Source organism: Rosenbergiella gaditana (assembly GCF_018494065.1).
In the GTDB taxonomy this organism is placed as follows: Bacteria; Pseudomonadota; Gammaproteobacteria; order Enterobacterales; family Enterobacteriaceae; genus Rosenbergiella; species Rosenbergiella gaditana.
In genome coordinates this window covers 118,055-144,040 of the sequence record NZ_JABBFR010000002.1, presented here as the reverse complement: position 1 = coordinate 144,040, position 25,986 = coordinate 118,055, and the positions used below count along the sequence as shown (strand labels likewise).

The following is a 25,986-nucleotide window of genomic DNA, read 5'->3' as shown; positions in this document are numbered from 1 at the left end:
GCCAAACTGGGCACAGCAATTAGTCAGTGCGCGTAATCCTATATCTTTGCGTGTTCTGCCAATATCCAAGGGAGATCACAAAACGTTTAGTGACAGCTGTTTTGTCCATATCTTCGCAGTTTTTCGCTCTGATCAGCCGCTGCAGATTGGCTTAATGTGAAGACGTTTTCATAACCGCTATAGGCAAAAATAATGAATATCGCTCAGACTGATAAAAAAGAGGGGCAGGAGACACGTCGAATGACCCTGTTTGTTTCTGTGGCGGCCGCAGTGGCTGGCTTACTTTTTGGACTGGATATCGGGGTGATCGCTGGCGCGCTACCGTTTATTGCCGACCACTTCACGCTCAGTAATCGATTACAGGAATGGGTTGTCAGCAGCATGATGCTGGGTGCGGCGATTGGTGCACTGGGTAATGGCTGGTTATCTTTCCATCTTGGTCGTAAATATAGCTTGTTAATCGGTGGCGTACTGTTTGCCGTAGGGTCAATAGGCTCTGCGCTAGCGCCCAATATAGAATTGTTACTGGTCGCCCGTGTGCTATTAGGGATTGCTGTCGGCATCGCCTCCTACACTGCGCCGCTCTACTTATCGGAGATGGCCAGCGAGAATGTGCGTGGAAAGATGATCAGCATGTATCAGTTAATGGTCACATTCGGGATTGTTATCGCCTTTGTTTCCGATACGGCCTTTAGCTATTCAGGGAACTGGCGGATGATGCTGGGGGTGCTAGCGTTTCCGGCGATCGCGTTAATTGGTATGGTGGTCTTCTTACCCAATAGCCCTCGCTGGTTGGCGGAAAAAGGCAGAGATATCGAAGCAGAAAAAGTGCTGCGGTTGTTACGCGACAGTTCCGAACAAGCGCGTCATGAATTGGATGAAATTCGGGAAAGCTTACGTATTAAACAAGGGGGGTGGCGCTTATTTCTGGCAAACCGTAATGTTCGCCGCGTGGTGTTCCTTGGTATGTTGTTGCAAGCGATGCAGCAATTTACTGGGATGAATATCATTATGTATTATGCGCCGCGTATTTTTAAAATGGCGGGATTCACGACCACTGAACAACAGATGATCGCGACCTTAGTGGTCGGTCTGACCTTTATGTTCGCCACTTTTATTGCGATTTTTATGGTGGATAAGGCAGGGCGTAAACCGGCACTGATCATTGGCTTTTGTGTGATGTCACTTGGTACCTTTGTCTTGGGCTATTGCTTAAAATTATTCGAGCAAGGTCATGCGTCACCGCTGTTACCTTGGCTTTCTGTCGGCATGACCATGTTATGTATTGCAGGCTACGCGATGAGCGCCGCACCAGTTGTCTGGATCCTCTGCTCCGAAATTCAACCGCTAAAATGTCGTGATTTTGGTGTAACCTGTTCTACCACCACCAATTGGGTCGCCAATATGATTATCGGTGCAACGTTCTTAACCTTACTTGACGCCATTGGTGCCGCAGGGACCTTCTGGCTATACACGATAATGAATATTGCCTTTATCGTTATCACCCTTTGGCTCATCCCTGAAACCAAGAATGTTACGCTAGAATTTATCGAGCGACGCTTGATGCGTGGCGAAAAGCTACGAAATATCGGGGTCTAACTTAGGATGGCCAGCGTAATGAGCGCTGGCCTTCTTCTTTGCTTAACAGTTGGTGGCTACGGTTCACTCGAAACTCGCTGGGACTGCTACCGGTACATTTACGAAATACCCGTGAAAAATAAAGCTGGTCATCAAATCCTACACTGCTGCCAATCGCGGCAATGGACAATTGACTGGTGCTCAGCAATAGTTTTGCTTGATTAATACGTTGGTCCTCCCGCCATTTTAAGACACTCACGCCTAAATGCTGACGAAAAAGATGTGATAAGCGTGACGCGGATAAGCAGACACTCTCGGCGACATCGCTAATTTCCAACTGATTATCGCTCAGGTGCTCATTCATATATTGGCAAGCGGCATGAATGCGAGGGTCCAGTTGTCGCTGCAGCGGGTCGGTCACGGATTGTTGGCGGCGGATTAATAATTGCTCCAAGAGATTCATCGCGAGCATTTCAGAATAGAGTCCACCAAGACTTACTGTTTCAATGATTTGTGCAAAAAGGGTGCTATAAATCTCTCCGTCTTCCTCTTGCGGGCGATAGAAGCCAGTGTGTGCCATTAATGATGGCCATTTAAGCCATTCTCGCCAATAGGCTCTCGGTCGAAAATAGACCCATTGATGGTGCCAGCAGGCGGCATCAGGGTGACGTCCATAATGATGGACCGCCTCAGGCGAAAACAGCCACAGATCGCCCGCTCGACAAGGGTGAGACGTGTTTCCTTCTAAGATGATCCCTTCACCCTTCAAGGTGTAATTGATGATGTAGCCTTTCATTCCTTCAGGACGGTGGATAAAAAAATCCAGATAACTCTCTTTATCAATCGGTGTAAGCCCAGCAACGAGATGGGTATTAAACGAATAACCCGGCAACAGTGGATCGAGCTGGGGTTCCGCTGTGTGACGGTGGGAAAGTGTCCGTAACATCATTAATCCTTAGCCATAAATAGGGCGGGTACCAATAATCTTTTTGCATCAGGGTTATCGCATAGTAGAAAGGTTTACCGAGAAGGTGGTATGCCTCTTAGCAAAAATTAGGACTTCGTCACATTTCGTCGGGTGATAGCGTTTTTCTCCATATCCTCAGCATCCAAGCCCTTACTCCTGGTACTCGGTGTACCTTAAGGTGAATAAAGAATTTAGCAAAAGGGGAGCCGATCATGCCTATAAGCTTAGGTCTTGATTTTGGGAGTGATTCAGTACGGGCGTTGGCAGTAGATTGTGAGAATGGCGCAGAAGTCGCGAGTGGCATTGCCTATTATTCACGCTGGCAGCAAGGCCACTATTGCCAACCTGAACATGGACAATTTCGTCATCATCCCAACGACTACATTGAGTCGTTACAGCAGGCGATAATTGACACTTTGCAGCAGTTGACACCCGCTCAACGGCAAAGCGTTATCAGCATAGGAGTCGATAGCACCGGCTCGACACCGGCACCGATCGATACCAGTGGCCAGGTTCTGGCTTTACGGTCTGAGTTCGCGAATAACCCCAACGCGATGTTCTTGCTCTGGAAAGATCATACCGCGGTGCAAGAAGCCGAAGAGATCACCGCGCAGTGTCAGGCTGCGGGGGCGGTGGACTATACCGCGTACACCGGGGGCGTTTACTCTAGCGAGTGGTTTTGGGCCAAAATTATCCATATTACGCGCCACGATCCACAGGTCGCACAGCACGCGGCATCGTGGGTGGAACTGTGCGACTGGATCCCTGGACTGTTAACAAACCAATTAACCCCCGAAAAATTGGTAAGGGGCCGCTGCAGTGCAGGCCATAAAGCGTTATGGCATAACGATTGGCAGGGATTACCGCCACAACAGTTCTTCGAGGCAATCGAACCCACATTATCTCAACATCTTCAATTTCCACTCTATCATGGCACCGCTACGGCTGAGCAAGCGGTCGGCATGCTGAGCGCGGAATGGGCAGAAAGGCTGGGATTGTCCACGCAAGTGGTGATCAGTGGCGGGGCATTCGATTGCCATATGGGAGCCGTCGGGGCAGGAGCCAAGCCTAATACGCTTGTCAAAGTCATAGGTACCTCAACATGTGACATTGTCACAATTGAGCCTTCGCAACTTGGTGAGAAAACGATTCAGGGGATTTGCGGTCAGGTTTCAGGAAGTGTGGTACCTGAATTGATCGGGTTAGAGGCAGGCCAATCAGCCTTTGGCGATATTTATGCGTGGTTTGAGCGCGTATTGCGCTGGCCCCTGCAGCAATTGGCCGTCCAACAGCCAGCTCTAGTGCCAGACATTAAACACTATGAGCAGCGCTTACTCAGCGACCTCACTGAGGCGTGGCAGCAAGATCCGAAGCTTGAGCATTTACCCATCATTATTGATTGGTTTAATGGTCGACGCACCCCCATCGCCAATCAACGCTTAAAAGGAGTGATTACTGGCTTAACGTTGGCGACTGATGCACCGGCACTATTTGGGGGGCTGATTGCCGCAACGGCCTTTGGTGCGCGCGCCATTATGGACTGCTTTATCGATCAAGGCGTGGCTATCGACCACGTAATGGCACTGGGCGGTATCGCCCGAAAAAATCCGGCAATTATGCAGGTCTGCTGCGATGTGTTAAATCGCCCGTTACAGATAGTCGAATCTGAACAATGTTGTGCCTTAGGCGCTGCGATCTTTGGAGCGGTTGCGGCTGGTTTTTACCCGGATATCGCTAGCGCGCAAAAAGTGATGGCGAGTGGCATTGAAAAAACGCTCTCGCCGCAGCCTGCCCAAGTCGAGGCTTATCAGCTTCTTTTTCAGCGCTACCGCCAGTGGGCAGAGTGCGTAGAGCCACACTATCGTAATACCCCCAAACATGATGCAGCGTAGCAGGAGACGATGATGAAAAATATTTTTGAGCAGTACGAAATCTGGTTTGTGATAGGTAGCCAACATCTTTATGGCGAAGAGACATTAAAACAGGTCGTTGCACAGGGTAAAAAAGTGGTTGAGGCGCTTAATCAGTCCGGTACCTTACCTTGCCCTCTCGTTTTGAAACCTCTGGTCACCACGCCTCAAGAAGTCACCGCCTTAGCGCGAGAAGCTAATTATCGTACTGAGTGTGCGGGGATCGTTGTCTGGTTGCATACCTTCTCACCCGCGAAAATGTGGATCAATGGCTTAGTGGACCTTCACAAGCCGTTATTACAGCTACATACCCAATATAATGCCGCTTTACCTTGGGGCGAGATCGATATGGACTTTATGAATCTCAATCAAACGGCGCATGGCGGGCGGGAGTTTGGTTTTATTGGCGCGCGTATGCAGCTTGAGCACCAGGTGATCACCGGCCACTGGCAGCAGTTAGCGACGCAACAGCGGTTAGCCAAGTGGATGCGGGCGGTAATCGTTAAGCAAGATACCCAATCATTAAAAGTCATACGTTTTGGCGATAATATGCGCGAAGTTGCGGTGACAGAAGGGGATAAAGTCGCGGCACAAATCCGTTTTGGCTACTCAGTCAACACCTGGGCAGTCGGGGATCTGGTCGCGGTGGTGAATCAGGTAAGCCAAGGGGCGATTAATGCCTTGATCGATGAATATGAAGCGACGTATCACTTAACCCCGGCGGCCCAACTCCACGGAGATAAACGCCAAAATGTGCTCGATGCAGCCCGCATCGAATTGGGGATAAAACAGTTTCTCGAAGAGAGAGAGGCGCATGCTTTTACCACGACCTTTGAAGACTTACATGGTCTGGCGCAACTACCCGGCTTAGCGGTGCAACGGTTGATGCAGCAAGGTTATGGCTTTGCTGGGGAAGGGGATTGGAAAACGGCAGCGTTAGTCAGAATGATGAAAGTGTTAGCTTTAGGGTTGCCAGGCGGCACCTCTTTTATGGAGGATTACACTTACCATTTTGAAGAGGGTAACGACTTGGTGTTGGGCTCGCATATGCTTGAGGTGTGCCCAACCATTGCGACTGAGCATAAACCGATTCTGGATGTACAACCTTTAGGTATTGGCGGTAAGGCCGATCCGGCGCGTCTTATCTTCGCGACCGCAACCGGACCTGCGGTCAATGTCAGCCTGATTGACGTGGGAGACCGTTTCCGTCTGTTGGTTAACCAGGTTGAGGCGATTAAAACGCCGCACGCTTTACCCAAGCTGCCGGTAGCCAATGCGTTATGGCGTGCCCAACCCGATCTGCCCACAGCCTCAGAGGCTTGGATGATTGCAGGGGGGGCACACCATACGGTATTTAGTCAGGCATTGACGATCGACGATACACGTCGCTTGGCTGATTTATATGGCATTGAGTTAGCGGTGATTGATCATCATACCACTCTTGCCAGTTTCCGCGATCAGTTACGCTGGAACGACGCGTATTTCCGCTTTCAACGGTGATAGAAAAGGAGGCCTTATGCTTGAAGCCTTAAAGCAGCAGGTTTACGCTGCCAACCTAGCGCTGCCACAGCATAATCTTGTTACCTTGACCTGGGGGAATGTCAGCGGGGTGGATGAGAGTCGGCAATGGATAGTGATTAAACCCTCTGGCGTCGATTATCAAACCCTGTCAGCAGAGGATATGGTGGTGGTAAATCTTGAGAGTGGCGAAGTGGTGGAGGGACGCTATCGTCCTTCTTCCGATTTACCTACTCACCGTTACCTTTATCGCGCTTACCCGCAACTGGGTGGGATTGTGCATACGCACTCGCGACATGCCACGATATGGGCGCAAGCGGGGCGTAACCTGCCAGCGTTTGGTACGACCCACGCAGATTATTTCTATGGCGAAATCCCCTGTACGCGAGTGATGCATGACGCGGAGATCCGCGATGAGTACGAGTGGCAAACCGGAGCTGTTATCGTTGAAACTCTGCAAGCTTGTCAGCATCAACCTGAAGAGATGCCGGGTATACTGGTCCATTCCCATGGGCCATTTACCTGGGGAAGGGATCCGGCACATGCCGTCGAAACGGCAATTGTGCTGGAGGAGATTGCCTATATGGCGCTATTTAGTCAGCAATTACAGCCTACATTATCCGCCATGCAACCCACATTGCTGGATAAACATTATCTTCGCAAACATGGTGAACAGGCGTATTACGGGCAAAAATAACGCTTTATTCTGGCCAAGGAGGGCTCGTTATTTGAATTTGAGCAGCTTAACCGTCTCATCAATATCAACTTCATCTTCACTGAATACCAAGGTTTCCCCTTGGAAAGTCGTGATAGCAATTTTTCGCAAGGTACGCGTTGCATCGGGATGTTGATCGGTTTTAGGGCGAATGGTGTTCATTAACATCCCAACACTTAAGATGGTGTTAGCTTTATCAATCGATTGGTTCGCCGGTACTTCTTCACTGTAGAGTCGATAGTTTTTTATCGCCGTGATTTTGACGCGTTCACCGGCAATAAATAGGTATTTACTGGCAGGGATCACCTTCACCGCATAGGCCGAGAGGCCTTTATTGTTGGTGGTCGGTTCAAAGGTGACCGCCGCGTCTTTTTTGATTAAGTCGGGGTTAGCCACCTTAACCTCGTGGAAATAACGGTTATCACCCATTTCATCTTTGATAAAACCAAAGCCTTTCTCTTTAAACCAAGTGGTGATGGTGCCGTTTAATGCCATGTTGTCCTACCTTATTTCTGACTGTCTTCTCTGCGCGCAGTGTAATGCATATTGCGCTGGGACTCTATGACTTAGAGGAGGAATAGGGATAAATTGTCGTAGTGTGGGGCTTCAGCAGAACCTGCTGAAATAGGACGTTTATGTCAGCGGCCCGAATTGGAAGTGGTCAGACGATATCATGCGCTTACGTATCGAAGAGGGCTGTATGCTTGTGGTAGGGATTGACCTGTAGCCACGAGCGGTGATTGGTAGGTCGACCACATCTAAGCTGACTGCATAGCTGGCTGAGATGTGGTGGCGTTGCAAAGGTCGAAAGGCAGTTATCGTTCACCTGTGTCGTGGTGGCCAGTAGGGTTCGGCGAACTATTCGGTGTTCTTGAAGCAGGATAATTTTCGTGGCAGCATGAGTGCCCAAGGTCACTGTTATAACAATGCCGGCACAGAAATCTGCGTCTATTCATTAAGGTGAATTTCATTTCATTCACCACTCAAATTAATCAACCTTCAACTGTGCACCATAATATCTGCTTACGTGCCCCACACATCAGCTATCAAATGTATGCAGTCCAAGTCAAAAGGATGAAAAAAACGTGGATGATATGAAAGAAGTCTACTGGAACAAGATGGTTCCAGAGCTAACCGTAACTGATTTTATGGCCTCGCTGAGCTTCTACACTAGCGTACTAGGATTCAGTGTCATGATTAGGCGTACAGAACCAGATTTTGCATATATTTGCCTCGGTGAAGCACAGCTAATGCTTGAGCAGTATCATTCGAGCGGGTGGAACACAGCAGATCTAGTCAGACCACTTGGCTGTGGTGTTAACTTCCAAATCGAAGTAGATGACATAAAGCAAATATTTACGCGCGTGATTGAAAATGGCATAACGTTGTACAGAGATCTCAACGATAACTATTACAGTATCGGAGAAAAAAACGCCTGTCAGCGAGAGTTTCTTGTGCAAGATCCTGATGGCTACCTTCTGCGTTTCAGCCAGTACATTGAGTAATGTAGACGGTTTTCCAAAGACTCTTCCAATATATCGATTTAATATAAGGCGGTCTGTGACGAAACGCTAAAGCTAGTAATAGAATGAGAATTTAACTACTATCAGTCATCTATGGATATAAATATTCTTGGCTTTATACCAGCACTTCTCCCCGTTGCGCTTTCACTGGGCGCAAGCTTTACCCTTGTTATGAGCAGTGCTCTTTCAGGCGGCTACAATGGGTTATTCAAAACCCTAGCAGGAACAGCACTGGGCATATACACACATGCTGTTCTTATCGGGTTTGGTTTAACTTCTATGATTATTGCTTCACCGGCCTCTTTTTTTGTGTTGAAAATTTTAGGAACCGCCTATCTCCTCTGGTTGGGTATAACCCTTATCCGCAGCGGTATCAGTGCAAAGCCCGGAGAATTAACTGATACCAAGCATTCGGTCACATTAAAAGAGGCATGGATAGCTAACGTCTTAAACCCTAAAGCCATCATCTTCTACCTAACCGTTGTTTCACAGTTTGCAGGAAAACAGGGAGGCGTCAGTAACTATCTAACGTTGGCATCAGTCCACATAGTGGTCATGAGCGTCTGGCTTTTAGTGGTCAGCCGAACGCTAGTATTCTCAGTAAAAAAAACTAAGCCACTAATACTAAAGAAATACGTAAATATTACCGGCGGTATATTGCTTATTGCTTTTTCTATACACGCTGTTATTCATTAATACTGACTTTATTTACTATCTGCTCATCTACGCGAAGAATGAATGTGCCCTAAGATTAAGGGATCGCCTAATATTTGGTGATGTATCTAGATATTATTGAAATCATTAAGCTGATAGAGTTTTTCTTTCGGCTTAGCAGTGCGGCATTGCGTATCAGTAAGCCTAGCGGGGCGTTGTTTATTTATTATACTGTTACTGTACTCACTTAAAGTGAAGATATAAGTTTGGTGTACTCTCACCTAGTTACTCATTTTTTATAGCGCTTAGACGAAATCATCTGAGACGCTATAAAATAAAAAAATCCACGCAGTTGCGTGGATTTCATGAATATCATGAGATTCAGCGAAACCTCATGAGACAACAAATTTTATTTAGACGTTAAACAAGAAATTCATAATATCGCCATCTTTCACGATATACTCTTTTCCTTCAGCCCGCATTTTACCGGCTTCTTTCGCGCCTTGTTCACCTTTGTTGGTAACAAAGTCATCAAAACCGATAGTTTGCGCCCGAATAAAGCCTTTCTCGAAATCAGTATGGATTTTACCTGCGGCTTGTGGGGCCGTCGCGCCGACCGGGATGGTCCATGCACGCACTTCTTTCACTCCGGCAGTGAAATAAGTTTGCAAGTTAAGTAAGCGGTAACCGGCACGGATCACACGGTTTAACCCTGGCTCTTCAATACCCAGCTCAGCCATAAATTCGTCGCGTTCGTCATCTTCTAACTCAGAGATATCAGACTCAACTGCTGCACAAACTGGGACAACCACCGAACCTTCTTGTTCTGCAATCGCATACACTTGGTCTAAATACGGGTTATTTTCGAAGCCGTCTTCATTAACATTGGCGATATACATCGTCGGTTTTAGCGTCAGAAAGCTCAAATAACGGATAGCTGCTTTTTCGTCAGCATCTAGGTCAAGGCTACGTAACATTCCTGCATTTTCTAAATGCGGTAAGCATTTTTCTAGTACGGCCAGTTCAGTCTTCGCCTCTTTATCGCCGCCTTTCGCTTTCTTTTGCAGGCGCTGGATAGCACGTTCGCAGGTATCGAGATCAGAAAGCGCGAGTTCGGTGTTGATCACATCGATATCGTCAGCTGGGTTAACCGTACCGGAGACGTGAATGATATTATCGTTCTCGAAACAGCGGACAACATGGCCAATCGCTTCTGTTTCGCGAATATTGGTCAGGAATTGGTTACCGAGACCTTCACCTTTAGAAGCCCCTTTCACCAAACCGGCGATATCGACGAATTCCATCGTAGTGGCGATGGTACGTTGGGGTTTCACGATCTCAGCAAGTTGATCGAGACGAGTATCGGGCATGGGTACCACGCCAGTATTCGGTTCAATGGTACAAAACGGAAAGTTGGCCGCTTCGATACCTGCTTTCGTCAGTGCATTAAAAAGAGTGGATTTACCGACATTTGGCAGGCCCACGATACCGCATTTGAATCCCATGCTTGACTACCTTATTACGTTAATTATGCTGCGCGACAGCGCGCTGAATAGCAGAAAATTTGTCGCATTATACACAGATTTTAGCAAAGAGGGCAGAGCACTCAACTTGCTTTAAAGCTGTGCAAACGGTTCATCGCCCGTAAGCGATCTTCTTTTAACCACACCTCAGTACACCGGGCGGCTTCATCAATGGCATCATCGATTAATTTTTGCTCGCTGAGGGGCGGCTTACCTAATACAAAGCCAGTGACTTTATTTCGATCACCAGGATGACCAATACCGATCCTTAGGCGATGAAAATCGGCAACATTTCCTAATTTGCTGATGATATCTTTCAACCCATTGTGTCCCCCATGGCCTCCCCCTTGTTTGAACTTGGCAACGCCGGGAGGGATATCCATCTCATCATGGGCCACCAAAATTTCTTGGGGCTGAATACGGTAAAAATTGGCCATCGCCGCTACCGCTTTACCACTAAGATTCATAGAGGTTGTAGGGACTAATAGGCGAATATCTTCCCCAGCGATAGAAAGACGCGCCGTGGCGCCAAAAAATTTCGCTTCTTCTTTTAAGGGTTGGCGAAAACGATCGGCCAGCAGGTCGGTATACCATGCACCCGCATTATGACGAGTTGCTGCATACTCAGCACCGGGGTTTGCTAAGCCAACAATTAATTTAATGGTACTCACTGGGTTTATCCTATGCGGGGCAAAACGCTAGTGTACTGCAACGGGGAAGGGAAGTTCAAAAACATTACGTTGAACGCGTTTTGTTACCCCGCACAAAGCGTTAAAAAGTCTCAGACTGTGATCGCCGTTAAAGATAATAATTCCTTCAACGCCTAAACTTTTGTCAAGTTATGTAAGAGTATTGTTAAGGAGACGATAATGAAACGCGTACATACTGCATTATTGGGCAATGGTGTGATGGTGGTTGGGCTGGTGTTATCGGTCAGCAGCCTGCTCATCGCCTTGCTGAGTCAAGCAGAAGGATCGATATTCACTGACAGTTGGGCAACTGGCTCGGTATTGGGGATTTTTCTCGGGGCTTTTTTCTGGTTAATGGGCGCACAACTCAGCGGGCGTGAGAAAGTGTGTGAAAAATACTATTTATTGCGATTTCACCAACGGCATCCGCATCAGCGGCGCCACATATAGTTTATACAGTAAAAAATGGGCCATACGGCCCATTTAAATACGATTAGTGTTCGAACATCGCAGAAATAGATTCTTCGTTACTGATACGACGAATCGCTTCAGCTAGCATGCCAGATAGCGTCAGGGTTCTTACATTCGGCAGCGCTTGGATTTCTGGAGCGAGGGGAATAGTATCGCAGACCACCACTTCATCAATCACTGAGTTACGTAAGTTTTCGAGAGCGTTACCTGAGAAGATAGGGTGGGTCGCATAAGCAAAAACACGTTTTGCGCCGCGCTCTTTCAACGCTTCGGCTGCTTTACATAAAGTACCACCAGTATCGATCATATCATCGACTAAGATACAGTCACGGCCTGCCACATCACCAATAATATGCATGACTTGGGATACGTTGGCACGTGGACGACGTTTATCAATAATAGCCATATCTGTATCATTTAATAATTTCGCGATAGCACGTGCGCGAACAACGCCACCGATATCAGGAGAAACGACAATTGGATTCTCCATTTTCAGCTGCAGCATATCTTCCAGTAAAATTGGGCTACCGAACACGTTATCAACCGGTACGTCAAAGAAGCCTTGGATCTGTTCAGCATGCAGGTCAACGGTCAGTACGCGGTCAACCCCAACACTTGAAAGGAAATCTGCGACCACTTTCGCGGTAATCGGTACCCGTGCAGAACGCACGCGACGGTCTTGACGCGCATACCCAAAGTAAGGGATTACTGCAGTGATACGGCCGGCTGAGGCGCGACGCAGTGCATCGATCATGACGACCAGTTCCATAAGGTTGTCATTGGTCGGGGCACAGGTGGACTGGATGATAAAGACATCACCGCCCCGTACATTTTCGTTAATCTGAACACTGACTTCTCCGTCGCTAAAACGGCTTACAGCGGCGTTTCCTAGAGTCGTGTATAAACGATTGGCAATGCGTTGCGCTAGTTCCGGCGTGGCGTTACCAGCAAAAAGCTTCATATCAGGCACGAGTTAAACCTCAGGCTTTGGGTCCAAAGAATGCCCACCGTAATCGGGCATTCTCACAGGTGTATAGGTGAGTAACAGCATGTACAAGCCCTGGAACAAGTGAGCCTGTTACCTGCCGCCAATCACTCCGATAACTGGCGATGCAGCAGGGACATATTCGCGCCTTTTGCAACAAAACAGGTCATCCAAGGTGGAGTGAGAGTAAGAACTTGACGAGCAGCGGCTTCACTGTCGAATTCAGCAAACACGCAAGCGCCAGTGCCCGTCAGTCTTGACGGAGCATATTCTAGCAGCCAGTTGAGTAGTTCATCAACCTTACGAAAACGTTTTCTTGCAATCGCTTCACAATCATTCGACCAAGGGGAATGCATTAATTGTTCTACACTGCGTACCCTTGTGTTACGGGTAAGCTCTGGATCCTTGAAGAGGGTAGGTGTTGGAATACTCACGCCAGGGTGAGCAACCAGATACCATTTTTCGGGTGGTGCGACAGGTGTTAGTTGTTCGCCTATCCCTTCGGCTAACGCGGCATAACCATGAACGAAGATCGGTACGTCAGCGCCAAGCGTCAGCCCTAACTCTGCCAGTTGTGGCATGGAATAGTTGAGGCCCCATAATCGATTCAGTGCGATAAGTGTCGTTGCGGCATTGGATGAGCCACCGCCTAATCCACCTCCCATGGGCAATTTCTTCTCAATACCAATGGAAACACCGACCGTTTCTTGACAGCGTTGATCCGCTATGGCTCGGGCCTTGAGTCGCTGAGCGGCACAGAAAATCAGGTTTTCTTCGCAAGCGACATTAGCGATATTGTTAAGGAGGCTAATATGATTTTGCTGGTCTACAGCAAAGGTCATTTCATCACCGTAATCCAGAAACTGAAATAAGGTCTGTAGATTATGGTAGCCATCCTTTCGTTGACCGGTGATATATAAAAATAAGTTTAATTTCCCAGGAGAGGGCCAACGGTCAATCATTGTGTTGTCCAGCTATCCATACGCAATTTAATACGTTGCCCATCGGCCGTTAACTCGATATTCGCAGGCAAAGCAGGAGAGACAGTGCTGTTATAGCGATTAATCGTCACATGCCACGTAACACCGTTTTGGCTGTAATCCGCGCTTTGTAACTGATAATTATCGTTCAAGGTGAAATGGTCAGCATTGCCCGGTAGACCTAACATCCATTGGCGCAGATTATCCAGTGGGATCTGCATACCGGTTAATTTCGTGATCATCGTTTGGGCATCATGGCTCATGTAACGTTGACCTTTATTGTCCACGAGCTGAACAGTATTCCCTTGTTGGTCGAGTTGTAACTCAGTGCTTCCAATCGGACTGGTCAGCAATAGACGGTAACGGTCAGCAGCTTGTTGTTGCCAGTTAAACCGCGCGTAAACCTTCTGTTTATCGGATAGGTAAGCAAATGCGCCACGCGTTTCAAAATGCGTGACAGTATTGACTTGCGCTTGATGCTGTTGCCATTGCGGAGAGTCGGGACTCTTCCCTGGCCCTTGTGGTGCTTGATGGGAGACACAGGCACTTAATAACAGAGTGACGACAGGAATAACCACGCTCAAACGCTTAGCAGGAATAACTCGCACGCTTTTCTCCTTGACGAGGGCCGTTTGTGACGGCGGACTTTAACGATCAATGCTATATTCAGCATAACACATGCAACAAAAGAATCTTATTACACACTTATCTTTTGTATGGCTTTTCATGACAGGAAGCATCTTGTAGAATGGCTGCACAAAAATGCCTGTAAGGTTTGTAGGGTAAAAGTAATCACATTATTATGACGCTGCTAGCACTTGGAATTAACCACAAAACTGCTCCTGTCGCGCTTCGCGAACGGGTGGCGTTTGGCCCTGATATCTTAGATAACGCGTTAGACAGCTTACTGTCGCAGCCGTCAGTCCACAGTGGCGTTGTGCTATCCACTTGCAATCGAACCGAGCTCTACTTAAGTGTTGATGAGCAGCACGATATTCAGCAACAGTTAATCCAATGGTTGTGTGACTATCACCAGCTCGATGAAACCGAAGTGCTTACTAGTCTCTACTGGCATCAGAATAATGCTGCGGTGAGTCACTTAATGCGTGTAGCGAGTGGGCTGGACTCTTTAGTATTAGGTGAGCCGCAGATTCTGGGACAGGTTAAGAAAGCCTACGCCGAATCGCAGCGGGGGCATGTCATTAACGGCGAATTGGAACGGATGTTCCAAAAAACCTTTTCTGTCGCTAAGCGTGTCAGAACCGAAACGGAAATAGGCAGTAGCGCTGTCTCTGTGGCCTTTGCCGCCTGTACCCTTGCACGACAAATCTTTGAGTCATTAAAAAAAGTAACCGTTTTGTTGGTGGGAGCGGGGGAAACCATCGAGTTGGTCGCGCGCCACTTACGCGAACACCAAGTAAAACGACTGATGATCACCAACCGTACCCGTGAACGGGCACTGCGTCTGGCTGAAGAAGTTAACGCCGAAGTGATTGATTTTGGCTCTTTACCTGAACATATTGCTGCCGCCGATATTATTATCTCTTCAACCGCCAGTCCACTACCCGTGATTGGTAAAGGCATGGTCGAAAGTGCGTTAAAACAGCGACGCCACCAACCTATGCTTATCGTTGATATTGCGGTACCACGGGATGTCGAGCCGGAAGTGGGCAAACTGGATTCCGCTTACCTCTATACGGTTGATGATCTTCAAGCCATTATTCAACATAATATGGCGCAGCGCGAAGCCGCAGCCGTTGAGGCTGAAACCATCGTGCTACAAGAGAGCGGTGAGTTTATGGCCTGGCTTCAAGCGCAAAATGCTGTCGATGTGATCCGTGATTATCGGCATCAAGCCCTAGATATCCGGGAAGAATTGATGCAGCGGGCGTTGTCAGCACTTTCCCAAGGTCAGGATCCACAGAAAGTGATGCAAGAGATGGCCCATAAGTTAACCAATCGTTTGATTCACTCACCCACAAAATCTCTCCAGCAAGCTGCGCGTGAAGGCGATGCTGAGCGTTTACAGATCCTGCGTGATAGCCTTGGCCTAAGTTAGGTCAGGCTATTTCCCCTTTTGTTATTGGACAAATAATTCATACATGAAATCTTCTATTGTTGCCAAACTTGAAGCCTTACAGGAACGTCATGAAGAAGTTGAAGTGATGCTCGGTGATGCAGGTGTTATTGCCGATCAAGAGCGTTTTCGGGCGCTTTCCAGGGAATATGCTCAACTGACTGACGTGACCAATTGTTTCCGTCAGTGGTGTCAGGTACAAGAAGACATTGAAACCGCCAACGAGATGCTGGCCGATCCAGAAATGCGCGAAATGGCCTCAGAAGAATTGAAAGAGGCTAAAGCACAGAGTGAAGAACTTGAGCAATTGCTACAAGTTTTGTTGTTGCCTAAAGATCCTGATGATGAGCGCTCTTGCTTTGTGGAAGTGCGCGCGGGTACGGGTGGCGACGAAGCGGCACTGTTTGCAGGCGACCTGTTTAGAATGTATAGCCGTTACGCAGAGGCCAATCGCTGGCGTGTTGAGGTGGTCAGCGCCAATGAAGGCGAGCACGGGGGCTACAAAGAAGTTATCGCCCGTATCGAAGGTGTTGGTGTATATGGACGGATGAAGTTTGAGTCTGGCGGCCACCGTGTGCAACGTGTGCCGGAAACCGAATCACAGGGTCGTATCCATACCTCAGCGTGTACCGTTGCGGTGATGCCCGAGATCCCTGAAGCAGAGCTTCCGGATATCAACCCGTCTGATTTAAAAATTGACACCTTCCGTTCATCCGGCGCAGGGGGTCAGCACGTCAACACCACTGACTCTGCAATCCGTATTACTCACTTACCGACCGGAATTGTGGTTGAGTGTCAGGACGAGCGTTCACAGCATAAAAATAAAGCGAAAGCGCTTTCTGTATTAGGGGCAAGGATCCATGCTGCTGAAATGGCGAAACGCCATGAAGCAGAGGCCTCAACGCGTCGTAATCTGCTTGGTAGCGGTGACCGGTCTGACCGGATTAGAACTTATAATTTCCCACAAGGGCGAATTACCGATCACCGTATCAACCTCACCATCTATCGGTTAGATGAGACGATGCAAGGTAAACTTGAGAGCCTTATCGAACCTGTGGTGCAAGAACACCAAGCGGATCAACTGGCAGCCTTAGCAGGTCAAGAGTAATGCAGATCCGTCACTGGCTACGTGAAGTACTCCCATTGTTGCAGCACAGTGACAGCGCTAAGCGAGACGCTGAGGTCATCCTCAGCCACGTACTCGATAAGCCCAGAAGTTGGTTAATCGCTTTTGATGACTATTCATTAACGCTTGAGCAGCAAAGCACTTTGACTGAGCTTATCGCACGTCGTCGTCAAGGCGAGCCGATCGCTTACTTATGTGGGCAGCGCGAATTCTGGTCTTTACCGTTGACGGTTTCCCCTGCGACGTTGATTCCTCGCCCCGATACCGAAGTTTTAGTCGAGCAGGCGCTAAGTTTACTCCCCTCTACACCTATTAAGGTATTAGATCTGGGCACGGGCACGGGCGCGATAGCGTTAGCCTTGGCCAGTGAACGACCTGAGGCCCACATTATCGGTGTTGATCGGATAGATGAAGCGGTTACCTTAGCGCGCAGTAATGCGCAGCGTCTTTCGATTGAAAATTGTAGGTTTCAATTGAGCCACTGGTTCGAGGATTTATCGTCCAACGCATTTGATATGATTGTGACAAATCCACCTTATATCGACGCAGACGATCCTCATTTAACGCAAGGTGATGTGAATTTTGAGCCACGCAGTGCCTTAGTGGCACCGGAAAATGGCCTAGCTGATTTACAGCTCATTATCCAGCAATCACCGCAGTGGCTGGTGTCAGGGGGATGGCTTTTAGTTGAACATGGCTGGCAGCAGCACCAGCAAGTTCAAGACCTCTTTGTATCGGCAGGATTTGACGCAGTTGAGACGCGGTACGATTATGGTGGTAATCCACGGGTGACTTATGGCAAATTCACTCAAGTGTCCAACAAGTTGTTGTGAATCATGAACTATTTCAAAAAACTTTCTCGAAAGAGTAACGCGCTGCGATGCTCTGCTAATTTATCAGTGGGGAGAATATGATGACTCCCGTAGAAACCGTGACACCTCCACAGCGTTCGTTATCTGACGCAATGATCGCGCTAACAGCCGAAGTTCGTGACGATTTTTCGGAAACTTGGGTTCGTGAGCAATTAGAATTATTGCTTGATGAAGCGAAAAGTTATCTAGCAACTGAGCCTAACCCCGATATGAAGCTTGAGCGTTTGCTCGAGTTATTCTTCAAGCAGTGGGGCTTTGCGAGCATCAGTGGTGTCTATCGTCTGTCAGAAGCACTTTGGCTGGATAATGTGCTGAAGTACCGCAAAGGTAGCGCTGTTTCGCTAGGGGCTATCTTGCTCTATCTCAGTGAACAACTTGAGTTACCGCTATTTCCCGTTATTTTTCCCACGCAGCTGATCTTACGCGCTGACTGGGTTGATGACGAAATGTGGTTAATAAATCCCTTTAATGGCGACACTCTGGATGAACATACGTTAGATGTCTGGGTCAAGGGAACGATTGGACCCACTTCCAGTATTGATGACATAGATTTGGAGCCAGCAACTTCTGAAGAGGTAATCCGTAAATTACTTGAAACGCTCAAGGTTTCATTAATGGAAGAGAACCAGATGGAGTTGGCGCTACAAATCAGTAAGGTGTTAGTTGCGCTCGATCCAGATGACCCTTACGAAATTCGTGATCGCGGATTAATTTACGCACAACTCGAATGTGAACATATCGCACTGACTGATCTCGCTTATTTTGTGGAACACTGTCCAGAAGATCCGGTTAGTGAAATGATTAAAGTGCAAATGCATACTATTGAATATAAGTCGGTCACTTTACATTAGTGAGCCCTGTAAAAAGCCAAGTAAAGGATAAAAGTATGGTCCAAAAAGTTGTGTCTATCGGTGATATCCGTGTAGCAAATGATCTGCCGTTCGTACTATTTGGGGGCATGAATGTTCTGGAATCTCGTGACCTCGCCATGCAAATCTGTGAGCATTATGTCACGGTAACGGAAAAATTAGGCATTCCCTATGTCTTCAAGGCTTCCTTCGACAAAGCTAACCGTTCTTCAATTCATTCCTACCGCGGTCCTGGTTTAGAAGAGGGGATGAAGATATTCCAAGAGTTAAAATCGACCTTTGGCGTAAAGATCATTACGGATGTTCATGAAGCGAGCCAAGCACAACCCGTTTCTGAAGTGGTGGATGTGATCCAGCTACCGGCCTTTCTGGCGCGCCAGACAGACTTAGTTGAAGCGATGGCGAAAACAGGCGCTGTGATTAATGTAAAAAAACCACAATTCGTCAGTCCTGGTCAGATGGGTAATATCGTGGATAAATTTGCCGAGGGCGGTAATGATAAAGTGATTCTTTGTGACCGAGGAAGTAACTTTGGCTACGATAATCTTGTTGTGGATATGCTGGGATTCAATGTGATGAAAAAAGTCACTAATAACTCTCCGGTTATTTTTGACGTGACCCACGCACTGCAAACGCGTGATCCATTCGGTTCTGCATCGGGCGGCCGTCGTGCCCAAGTAGCAGAACTGGCGCGTGCAGGCATGGCGGTTGGTATTGCTGGGCTATTTATCGAAGCTCACCCACAACCGTCACAAGCCCGTTGTGATGGTCCTTCTGCCTTAGCTTTGGATAAGTTAGAACCTTTCTTACAACAAATGAAAGCGATCGATGACTTAGTCAAATCATTCCCTGAGCTGGATACCAGCAACTAATAAAAAAAGGCCTTAACGGTTAAAGCCAGTCAGTTAACACTGACTGGCTTTTTTTTGTTTATCCGAGGATATTTCGAGGGTTTTTCTTTCACTGCGGGTGGATCATTCAACCGATCGTTAACTTACTAAAGCATCACGGTCATTAAATAAGCGACGAATAAAACGAGATGCGCCACGCCATTTAAGACATTAGTTCTACCGGTTGAGAAAGAGATTTGACTCAAGATCAATACACTAGCCAAGACAACCATTTGCGGTGCGTCTAATCCAAAATGTAATGCATTTCCTGTTAGCGTAGCAATAATCGTAATGACAGGTACGGTCAACGAAATCGTCGCAATAACAGAACCAAAGAAGAGATTCATTGCACGTTGTACTTGGTTGGCAAGGACTGCTTTAATTGCCCCTAATCCTTCGGGCGATAAAATTAATAATGCAATGAGGAAGCCAGTGAATTGTTGGGGTGCATGCAACGCATGAAGTAAGTTTTCTAATACCGGGGCATTGAGCTTAGTTACACTGATCACGGCAATAAGGTGCACCACTAACCAAATACTGTGCCGTGTGCTGCTATGAGCCGAAGGTTTACCGTGATGAGGGTCACCATCATCACTATCGTCTTCATGTTCATAAACAAATAAGCTTTGATGGGTTTTTGTCTGAATTAACAGGAAAACGCCATACATGACGGCGGAAAGTGCTGCAACAAGTAGCGATTGCCCGGTTGTGAAGTTGCCACCCGGTAATGCATTGGGAAAAATTAAGACCAAAATAGCGAGTGGGAAGATGGCAATCAAATACTGCTTAACGCCTGCCAGATTAACGTACTGTGTGGCGAATTTTTTTCCGCCCAACAACAGAGCAAAGCCCACCAATCCACCGATAACAATCATAATAATTGAATAGAGCGTATCGCGCATTAAGGTTGGCTCAGCGCTACCAGTCGCCATTAATGCAGAGATTAAGCTAACTTCTAAAATCACGACAGAAAGGGTAAGCACAAGAGAGCCATAAGGTTCACCTAACCGGTGAGCGAGCACATCTGCATGGCGAACTACGCTGAAGGCACTGGAGAGAATCGCAACGATAGCAATAATATTCATTCCAGTCGTTAACACTAAACCTTCAGGGTGTGGGAGTCCTAATAATAGACCGATGGCCAAAATAGGAAGCGCTAAACTAAATTCGGTGTGACGTGTTTTTTCGTTACCAGGCATCCAATCTCCTTATAATGAGCGTAGCGTGAGTCAGCTCGCGAGTAGAGTAATCCTAAAGGGGGAATAATTACTATAGCAAATATTTTAACAAGGTCACTTTGTTTTACTTTGCTTTACGCATCGCGGAGCCCATAAAAAACCAATAAATCACTTTAATGAATTGAAAATAAAGATAATAAAAATATAGTTATCATCTTTATTCTGAGTTTTAACCCATAATTATCCACTAATAACCTCTATTTTTACTCATTTAAGATCATAATTGATGAATGGTAGGCAGAATGATGAGTTTCTGACTAAAGCGATACGCAACTGAGGTCGTTAATAATAGGAAGTAATTATCTGCCCATTTTCTAAGTCATAAGTCTTCACACTGATAGAGGACTTTGTCATGATGGGGAGGTGTTGAAGTAGAGAGGAGTGGCTGTGTTAACCCGAGAATTTTTGAAAAGTGCTGATTGTCAATCTTCCTTTGGGCCAATCGAAGAAAGCTTACTGCTTTCAACTGAACAACGAACTGCCTCGTTACATCACTTTTTACTGAATAAGCCAAGTAAAGGCCCGTTATGGGTGTTTGGCTATGGTTCATTAATGTGGAATCCACTTTTAGATTATGACCGAGTTGAAACCGCTTACTTAGAGGGATGGTCTCGAGATTTTTGTTTAACCTTGATCGTGGGACGGGGGACGTCGGAGACACCAGGGCGCATGTTGGTGCTGGTGGAAGGGGGGATAACCATCGGCCGCTTTGGCAGTCACTGACGCTAGAGAGCGGAGAAACGATTGAAGCCTTAGTGTTCGTCGCCAACCCACAACATGTGTTGTTCAGAGCACAGGAAAATATTGCCTATAAAGCAAAAACCATTGCTTGCGCACAAGGCCCATTGGGTAAAAATATTACTTATTTACAGGAGATGATGACCACTTTCCAACAATATGGAATTGAAGAGCCAAGCATGACCGCCTTGACTGATTATGCAGTAAAGTTATCGATGGAAATCAGCAGCACATCTTCGGAATGAGATGATATTGTGATCCATATCTCAGCTTATATACTTATCGGGTCTATCTCTCAGCACTATTAAAAGAGGAGTTGCTCCTATTGTTTTATATAAAGCGTGATCCTGTATCCCTGACCAAAGTGCTGATGTTGCTTTCTCCATTGCTCGTCGTGAGCCGCACGCAGGGCAGTATGCTACATCCCTCGACGTCAGATTCTACGATGAATAGCGCCTCCTATGTAAACACCTTGCCCGACTTAGGATCCTCCCAATCATCTACTTCTCAAGTTGACCAGCGGCTTACCGACATTGCGACAAGCTTGGGAAAGTCGTTACAAAACTCTGATGACAATACCAGCATAGGGCGCAGTGCGAGCGAATGGGCATTCAACCACGTTAGAGATAAGCTTACTGAAAAGGTGGACAGTACTGGCGAACACCTATTGTCACCTTTTGGTCAGGCGAATTTAAGCGTCAATGTTGATATGGAAGGTAACTTTACCGGGTCGACCGGCTCGCTCTTCACGCCTCTCAGCGATAACGGTCAACGACTGACATTTAGTCAACTTTCCATTAATCAAAGTACCTTAGGAACGGTGGGTAGCGCCGGGCTGGGACAGCGTTTTTCCAATAACCAATGGTTGTTCGGATATAACGCTTTCCTGGATCAACTTTTTACGAATAATCAGCAGAGAGGTTCTATCGGTACAGAGTTATGGAGTCATTTTCTGCGCTTCTCAGCGAATTATTACACTCCATTATCGGGATGGAAAAATACGTCCCTCTCTCAATCTCAACGTATGGCACGAGGTTATGATATTACCAGCCAAGGCTACTTACCGTTCTATCAACAACTTGGGGTGACCGTCTCGTGGCAACAATATCTGGGAGCGGGAATAGATATCTTCAATGATGGAAATTATTACAACAATCCACGCAGCATGTCAGTAGGCTTGACCTATACGCCTATCCCTCTTGTTACGGTATCGGCTTCTCACAAGGAAGGATCTGGCGGCACCAGTCAGGATGTGTTCGGACTCAATCTTAACTATCACTTTGGTCAATCCCTCTCACAGCAGCTATCACCTTACGCGGTAGCAGATGCTCGGTCATTGTTCGGTAGTCGATACGATGTCGTTACCCGCAATAATCTTCCAGTCATGAGCTATCGTAAACGTCAAGGCTTCTCGGTTTATCTGGCAACACCGCCATGGCAGCTCAACTCAGGAGATTCTATTACCTTAGTCGTACAGGCTACGCCAAATAAATCGATTAAAAGCGTCGAATGGCAGGGTGATACGCGGGAATTAAGTTTGACACCGCCCGCCAATACCCAGCAATTATCGGGTTGGACGATTATCTTACCACCTTGGGATAATGCTCCAGGCGCTAAGAATGAATATCATCTGGCTGTGGCAGTTGATAATGGCAAACAACGTGTTACCTCGAACACAATCACCCTTAAATCAGAGCCACCGGCGCAGCAACCTGATTATTTCAATCAGGGATATGCAGGATAATAGCGAGTCCTAACGTAATCTTAACAGAGTATTGTGCTGGGCTTTGCAATGATTGCAATTAGAGAAGAATATGAGGGGCGAATGTTTTCAAGTTTTTACTGAACTGCGCGTTGCTTGACAATGAATCTCTTATTATTACCTCCCTGTTCACGACATTCTCGTGGTTGTTGATAAGTTAAGGAAACTAAGATGCGTAAAGTCACATCATTATTATTAGCGAGTTCTTTATTGATGGGTTCGGCATCAATGGTCTATGCAGAGACAGCACCATTAAGCGCAACCCCTACTGAACATCCGCATATGAAAAAGCGCCCACATGGCGCACCCGAAATGATGCTTATGAAAGGGATTGTGTTAACTGACGCTCAAAAGCAACACATTCATAGTATTCTTGACCAAGGTCGTAAGAACCTGACGCCTCCCTCTAAAGCGGACCGTCAAGCGGCATTCAACCTGATTACAGCAGAAAAATTTGATGCCGCTAAAGCACAAACGCTAGTTGATAGCCACGCAGCATTAGATAAACAACGCATGTTAAATCGGTTAGAAACGGATAATAAAATTTATAATTTATTGACAGCTGATCAAAAGAAGCAGTATCAAGCGAATTACGAGAAAATGAAGAGCTTCAAACGTTCGGCGCCTGAAGCGGCACCTCAACAAAACTAAATAAAAAACTGCGGAGTTGTAACTCCGCAGTTTTTTTTACTGTTTCCAAAAATCGTCGAATACCGTTATCGGCGTCCGGCGTTTATGCTCAGTCTTGAGATACCAATTTTCAATAATCGCTGCCCGCTCTGTTGCAATCTTTTCCCCCTCTAAATACGCATCAATATCCGCATAAGTGACACCTAACGCGACTTCATCTTGGAGTCCGGGACGATCATCTTCGAGATCGGCAGTGGGGTGTTTAAGGTAGAGGTGTTCTGGGCAACCTAAATGTTTCAAGCACTGTTTACCTTGCTGTTTATTGAGACGGAACAGTGGGTTGATATCAGTCCCCCCGTCACCATATTTAGTGAAGAACCCAGTCACCGCTTCCGCTGCATGATCAGTGCCGACCACTACCCCTTGGGTCATGCCGGCGATACTGTATTGCGTTTTCATCCGCTCGCGGGCTTTTTCATTACCGCGAACAAAATCTGAAACAATTATCCCTGCCTCTTTTAACGCGCGCTCGCTGGCTAATACCGACTCTTTAATATTGACGACGAAAGTCTTATCCGGTTGGATAAAGGCTAAAGCATCTTGGCAATCTTGCTCATCGGCTTGTGTGCCGTAGGGTAAACGTACGGCAATAAATTGATAGGTTCGGTCCTTTGACTCATTACGCAGCTCATTAATGGCTAATTGGCACAGTTTTCCAGTAAGTGTTGAGTCTTGCCCCCCACTGATACCAAGAACCAATGATCGTAAGCCAGGGTAGTGTGTTAAATAATTTTTTAGAAAATCGATACTACGTCTGACTTCTTGTTCAGGATTAATGGTTGGTTTAACCCCTAAGGCTTGAATGATTTCTTGCTGTAAAGACATGGCAAAACCTCTGATGAGCGGGTTGAGCGTTTAGGAAACGCTATGATGCCCCTCTATAGCAGAGGGGATGATAAATTAATGTCCTTTTTGCATGGTCTCGGGTTTCTTAGCAACAAAGATAAACATGATGATCGCCATCATAAAGCAGCCAAAAATCGTAGCCCCCATTGCTAGCGCTGATGAGCCGCCGATCCCGGTAATTGGAATAGCAATAGAACCTAAGGTAAACATGGTTACACCAATCACTGCCGAAGCACTTCCTGCACGGTGACCTTGGCTTTGCATCGCGAGTGATGACGCGGTGGTGGAGATTATCGCGTTACTGGCAATACTAAAGAACAGCGCCACTAAGAAGATTGGTAAACTTGTATGTAAAAGCCCGCTGATCAGTAAGCAACTCGATGCCACAAAAGCGATGATCAACCCACAACGTAAAATGGTATATTCGCCAAATTTAGGGCAAAGGCGCGAACTAATTTGCGAAGCGAGGATCAGACCGACTCCATTTAATGCAAAACACAAGCTAAAATTTTGTGGTGACAAACCATAGGTTTCTTGCAAAACGAAGGGAGAAGCGCCGATATAGGCAAACATACCAGACATCATAAATCCCTGTGTTAAACAGAAGCCCATAAAAGGGCGGTGGCGAATGACGTCGATCAATAGTTTCCATGCGCTAAATAATGAACCCTGGCTGCGTTTTTCAACCACCAAACTCTCTTCAATTCTTGTTTTAGCCAAGAACAATAACACGACGGTAATACCAGCCAACACAATAAAGATCCCTCGCCAACTCATATAACTGGTCAGCAACCCACCGATTACCGGCGCGAGGATCGGCGCTAAGCCATTGACTAAGAGTAGCATAGCGAAGAAACGGGTTAATTCGTGGCCGCTAAACCGATCACGCGCGACCGCTCTGGATAACACTGCCCCTCCAGCACCGCCTAACCCTTGACATAACCGTGCGGTCAGGAGCTGAGGTAAGGTTTGGGCAAATGAACAGGCGATAGAGGCGAGTAGCAGAATACATAGCGAAATCAACAAGGGTTTACTGCGCCCATATTTATCACTCAAGGGGCCAAAGAGCAGTTGACCAAAACCGAGACCAAGTAGTCCTGCCGTTAGGCTAAGCTGAGCACTGGCGGTGGGGACGGCTAAGTCATTGGCAAGTTGTGGCAGGGCCGGTAAATAGAGGTCGATACAGAGTGGCCCTAAACCGGCCATTAACCCTAGGGGAATGGCAAGCGCCATACGTGGAGTGTGAGTCGTTGACATGGATCCTCAATCATATGATTCGATAACAAAACGGTAATGCGGCGTTGTAGAGGGCAAGGATAGCTATTAACCCTTCAAAGATCTATGTTAACTATTTGTTTTGCAGGA

At 47.1% G+C, this 25,986-nt stretch carries 26 protein-coding genes; 16 read left to right on the top strand and 10 right to left on the bottom strand.

What is annotated here, in order from left to right:
• Positions 1-192 precede the first annotated feature (192 nt).
• A complete protein-coding gene (locus HH682_RS02135) occupies positions 193-1,599 on the top strand; it encodes a sugar porter family MFS transporter (protein ID WP_214235787.1) in 1,407 nt (468 codons plus the stop codon).
• 1 nt (position 1,600) lies between these two features.
• On the opposite strand, the gene araC is transcribed toward HH682_RS02135, so the two are convergent.
• The gene (gene araC, locus HH682_RS02130; protein ID WP_214236039.1) at positions 1,601-2,524 is read right to left on the bottom strand and encodes an arabinose operon transcriptional regulator AraC; all 924 of its coding nucleotides are present in this window, start codon (positions 2,522-2,524) and stop codon (positions 1,601-1,603) included.
• 233 nt (positions 2,525-2,757) lie between these two features.
• Here araC and HH682_RS02125 point away from each other — a divergent pair, with 233 nt between their 5' ends.
• Genes HH682_RS02125 through araD form a run of 3 tightly spaced genes read left to right on the top strand, consistent with a single transcriptional unit; the run spans position 2,758 to position 6,670 of the window.
• On the top strand, positions 2,758-4,437 hold the full coding sequence (locus HH682_RS02125) for a ribulokinase (protein WP_214235785.1): 1,680 nt from the start codon (positions 2,758-2,760) through the stop codon (positions 4,435-4,437).
• 12 nt (positions 4,438-4,449) lie between these two features.
• Positions 4,450-5,955: an L-arabinose isomerase gene (gene araA / locus HH682_RS02120; RefSeq protein WP_214236037.1), complete on the top strand. Its 1,506-nt coding sequence runs from the start codon at positions 4,450-4,452 to the stop codon at positions 5,953-5,955.
• A gap of 16 nt (positions 5,956-5,971) precedes the next feature.
• Positions 5,972-6,670: an L-ribulose-5-phosphate 4-epimerase gene (gene araD / locus HH682_RS02115; RefSeq protein ID WP_214235784.1), complete on the top strand. Its 699-nt coding sequence runs from the start codon at positions 5,972-5,974 to the stop codon at positions 6,668-6,670.
• Between the two features lie 27 nt (positions 6,671-6,697).
• Here araD and HH682_RS02110 read toward each other — a convergent pair whose 3' ends face one another.
• On the bottom strand, positions 6,698-7,183 hold the full coding sequence (locus tag HH682_RS02110) for a cold-shock protein (RefSeq protein ID WP_214235782.1): 486 nt from the start codon (positions 7,181-7,183) through the stop codon (positions 6,698-6,700).
• Between the two features lie 599 nt (positions 7,184-7,782).
• Here HH682_RS02110 and HH682_RS02105 point away from each other — a divergent pair.
• Entirely contained in the window at positions 7,783-8,193 is a 411-nt protein-coding gene (locus tag HH682_RS02105) for a bleomycin resistance protein (protein ID WP_250318518.1), read from the top strand.
• A gap of 111 nt (positions 8,194-8,304) precedes the next feature.
• Positions 8,305-8,907 carry a LysE family translocator gene (locus HH682_RS02100; protein WP_214235780.1) on the top strand — a complete coding sequence of 201 codons (603 nt, stop codon included), beginning with the start codon at positions 8,305-8,307 and terminating at the stop codon, positions 8,905-8,907.
• A 371-nt stretch (positions 8,908-9,278) separates the two neighbouring features.
• On the opposite strand, the gene ychF is transcribed toward HH682_RS02100, so the two are convergent.
• A complete protein-coding gene (gene ychF / locus HH682_RS02095) occupies positions 9,279-10,370 on the bottom strand; it encodes a redox-regulated ATPase YchF (protein ID WP_214235778.1) in 1,092 nt (363 codons plus the stop codon).
• Between the two features lie 101 nt (positions 10,371-10,471).
• On the bottom strand, positions 10,472-11,059 hold the full coding sequence (gene pth / locus HH682_RS02090; protein ID WP_214235776.1) for an aminoacyl-tRNA hydrolase: 588 nt from the start codon (positions 11,057-11,059) through the stop codon (positions 10,472-10,474).
• Positions 11,060-11,257: 198 nt separating this feature from the next.
• Between pth and HH682_RS02085 the strand changes: the two genes are divergently transcribed.
• Positions 11,258-11,527: a DUF2583 family protein gene (locus HH682_RS02085; protein ID WP_214235774.1), complete on the top strand. Its 270-nt coding sequence runs from the start codon at positions 11,258-11,260 to the stop codon at positions 11,525-11,527.
• A 43-nt stretch (positions 11,528-11,570) separates the two neighbouring features.
• Here HH682_RS02085 and prs read toward each other — a convergent pair whose 3' ends face one another.
• From prs to lolB, 3 genes are all read right to left on the bottom strand, one after another.
• The gene (gene prs / locus HH682_RS02080; protein WP_214235772.1) at positions 11,571-12,518 is read right to left on the bottom strand and encodes a ribose-phosphate diphosphokinase; all 948 of its coding nucleotides are present in this window, start codon (positions 12,516-12,518) and stop codon (positions 11,571-11,573) included.
• A 122-nt stretch (positions 12,519-12,640) separates the two neighbouring features.
• The gene (gene ispE / locus HH682_RS02075; RefSeq protein WP_214235770.1) at positions 12,641-13,495 is read right to left on the bottom strand and encodes a 4-(cytidine 5'-diphospho)-2-C-methyl-D-erythritol kinase; all 855 of its coding nucleotides are present in this window, start codon (positions 13,493-13,495) and stop codon (positions 12,641-12,643) included.
• A complete protein-coding gene (gene lolB, locus HH682_RS02070) occupies positions 13,492-14,121 on the bottom strand; it encodes a lipoprotein insertase outer membrane protein LolB (protein ID WP_214235768.1) in 630 nt (209 codons plus the stop codon). The genes ispE and lolB overlap by 4 nt, the downstream gene beginning before the upstream one ends.
• A 194-nt stretch (positions 14,122-14,315) precedes the next feature.
• Here lolB and hemA point away from each other — a divergent pair, with 194 nt between their 5' ends.
• From hemA to kdsA, 5 genes are all read left to right on the top strand, one after another.
• Positions 14,316-15,572 (top strand): glutamyl-tRNA reductase, encoded by a 1,257-nt coding sequence (gene hemA / locus HH682_RS02065; protein ID WP_214235766.1) that lies wholly within the window; start codon positions 14,316-14,318, stop codon positions 15,570-15,572.
• 43 nt (positions 15,573-15,615) lie between these two features.
• Complete coding sequence (gene prfA / locus HH682_RS02060; protein ID WP_214235764.1) at positions 15,616-16,698, top strand: peptide chain release factor 1; 1,083 nt, start codon at positions 15,616-15,618, stop codon at positions 16,696-16,698.
• Entirely contained in the window at positions 16,698-17,549 is an 852-nt protein-coding gene (gene prmC / locus HH682_RS02055; protein WP_214235762.1) for a peptide chain release factor N(5)-glutamine methyltransferase, read from the top strand. Before prfA ends, prmC begins: the two co-directional genes overlap by 1 nt.
• 80 nt (positions 17,550-17,629) lie before the next feature.
• On the top strand, positions 17,630-18,439 hold the full coding sequence (gene sirB1, locus HH682_RS02050; RefSeq protein ID WP_250318515.1) for an invasion regulator SirB1: 810 nt from the start codon (positions 17,630-17,632) through the stop codon (positions 18,437-18,439).
• 35 nt (positions 18,440-18,474) lie between these two features.
• Positions 18,475-19,329 (top strand): 3-deoxy-8-phosphooctulonate synthase, encoded by an 855-nt coding sequence (gene kdsA, locus HH682_RS02045; RefSeq protein ID WP_214235759.1) that lies wholly within the window; start codon positions 18,475-18,477, stop codon positions 19,327-19,329.
• Between the two features lie 125 nt (positions 19,330-19,454).
• On the opposite strand, the gene chaA is transcribed toward kdsA, so the two are convergent.
• Positions 19,455-20,546: a sodium-potassium/proton antiporter ChaA gene (gene chaA, locus HH682_RS02040; RefSeq protein WP_214235757.1), complete on the bottom strand. Its 1,092-nt coding sequence runs from the start codon at positions 20,544-20,546 to the stop codon at positions 19,455-19,457.
• A gap of 426 nt (positions 20,547-20,972) precedes the next feature.
• Here chaA and HH682_RS16000 point away from each other — a divergent pair, with 426 nt between their 5' ends.
• From HH682_RS16000 to HH682_RS02020, 4 genes are all read left to right on the top strand, one after another.
• Positions 20,973-21,308, top strand: a complete 336-nt coding sequence (locus tag HH682_RS16000; protein WP_214235755.1) for a gamma-glutamylcyclotransferase — start codon at positions 20,973-20,975, stop codon at positions 21,306-21,308.
• 32 nt (positions 21,309-21,340) lie between these two features.
• Entirely contained in the window at positions 21,341-21,568 is a 228-nt protein-coding gene (locus HH682_RS15955; protein WP_214235753.1) for a gamma-glutamylcyclotransferase, read from the top strand.
• 80 nt (positions 21,569-21,648) lie between these two features.
• Complete coding sequence (locus HH682_RS02025; RefSeq protein ID WP_214235751.1) at positions 21,649-23,067, top strand: YchO/YchP family invasin; 1,419 nt, start codon at positions 21,649-21,651, stop codon at positions 23,065-23,067.
• 189 nt (positions 23,068-23,256) lie between these two features.
• The gene (locus tag HH682_RS02020; RefSeq protein WP_214235749.1) at positions 23,257-23,736 is read left to right on the top strand and encodes a Spy/CpxP family protein refolding chaperone; all 480 of its coding nucleotides are present in this window, start codon (positions 23,257-23,259) and stop codon (positions 23,734-23,736) included.
• 36 nt (positions 23,737-23,772) lie between these two features.
• Here the strand turns inward: HH682_RS02020 and nadE are convergent, their stop codons facing one another.
• Together nadE and HH682_RS02010 are read right to left on the bottom strand one after the other, a co-directional pair.
• Positions 23,773-24,600 carry an ammonia-dependent NAD(+) synthetase gene (gene nadE, locus HH682_RS02015; RefSeq protein ID WP_214235747.1) on the bottom strand — a complete coding sequence of 276 codons (828 nt, stop codon included), beginning with the start codon at positions 24,598-24,600 and terminating at the stop codon, positions 23,773-23,775.
• Between the two features lie 75 nt (positions 24,601-24,675).
• Entirely contained in the window at positions 24,676-25,878 is a 1,203-nt protein-coding gene (locus tag HH682_RS02010; protein ID WP_214235745.1) for a multidrug effflux MFS transporter, read from the bottom strand.
• Between the last annotated feature and the right edge of the window lie 108 nt (positions 25,879-25,986).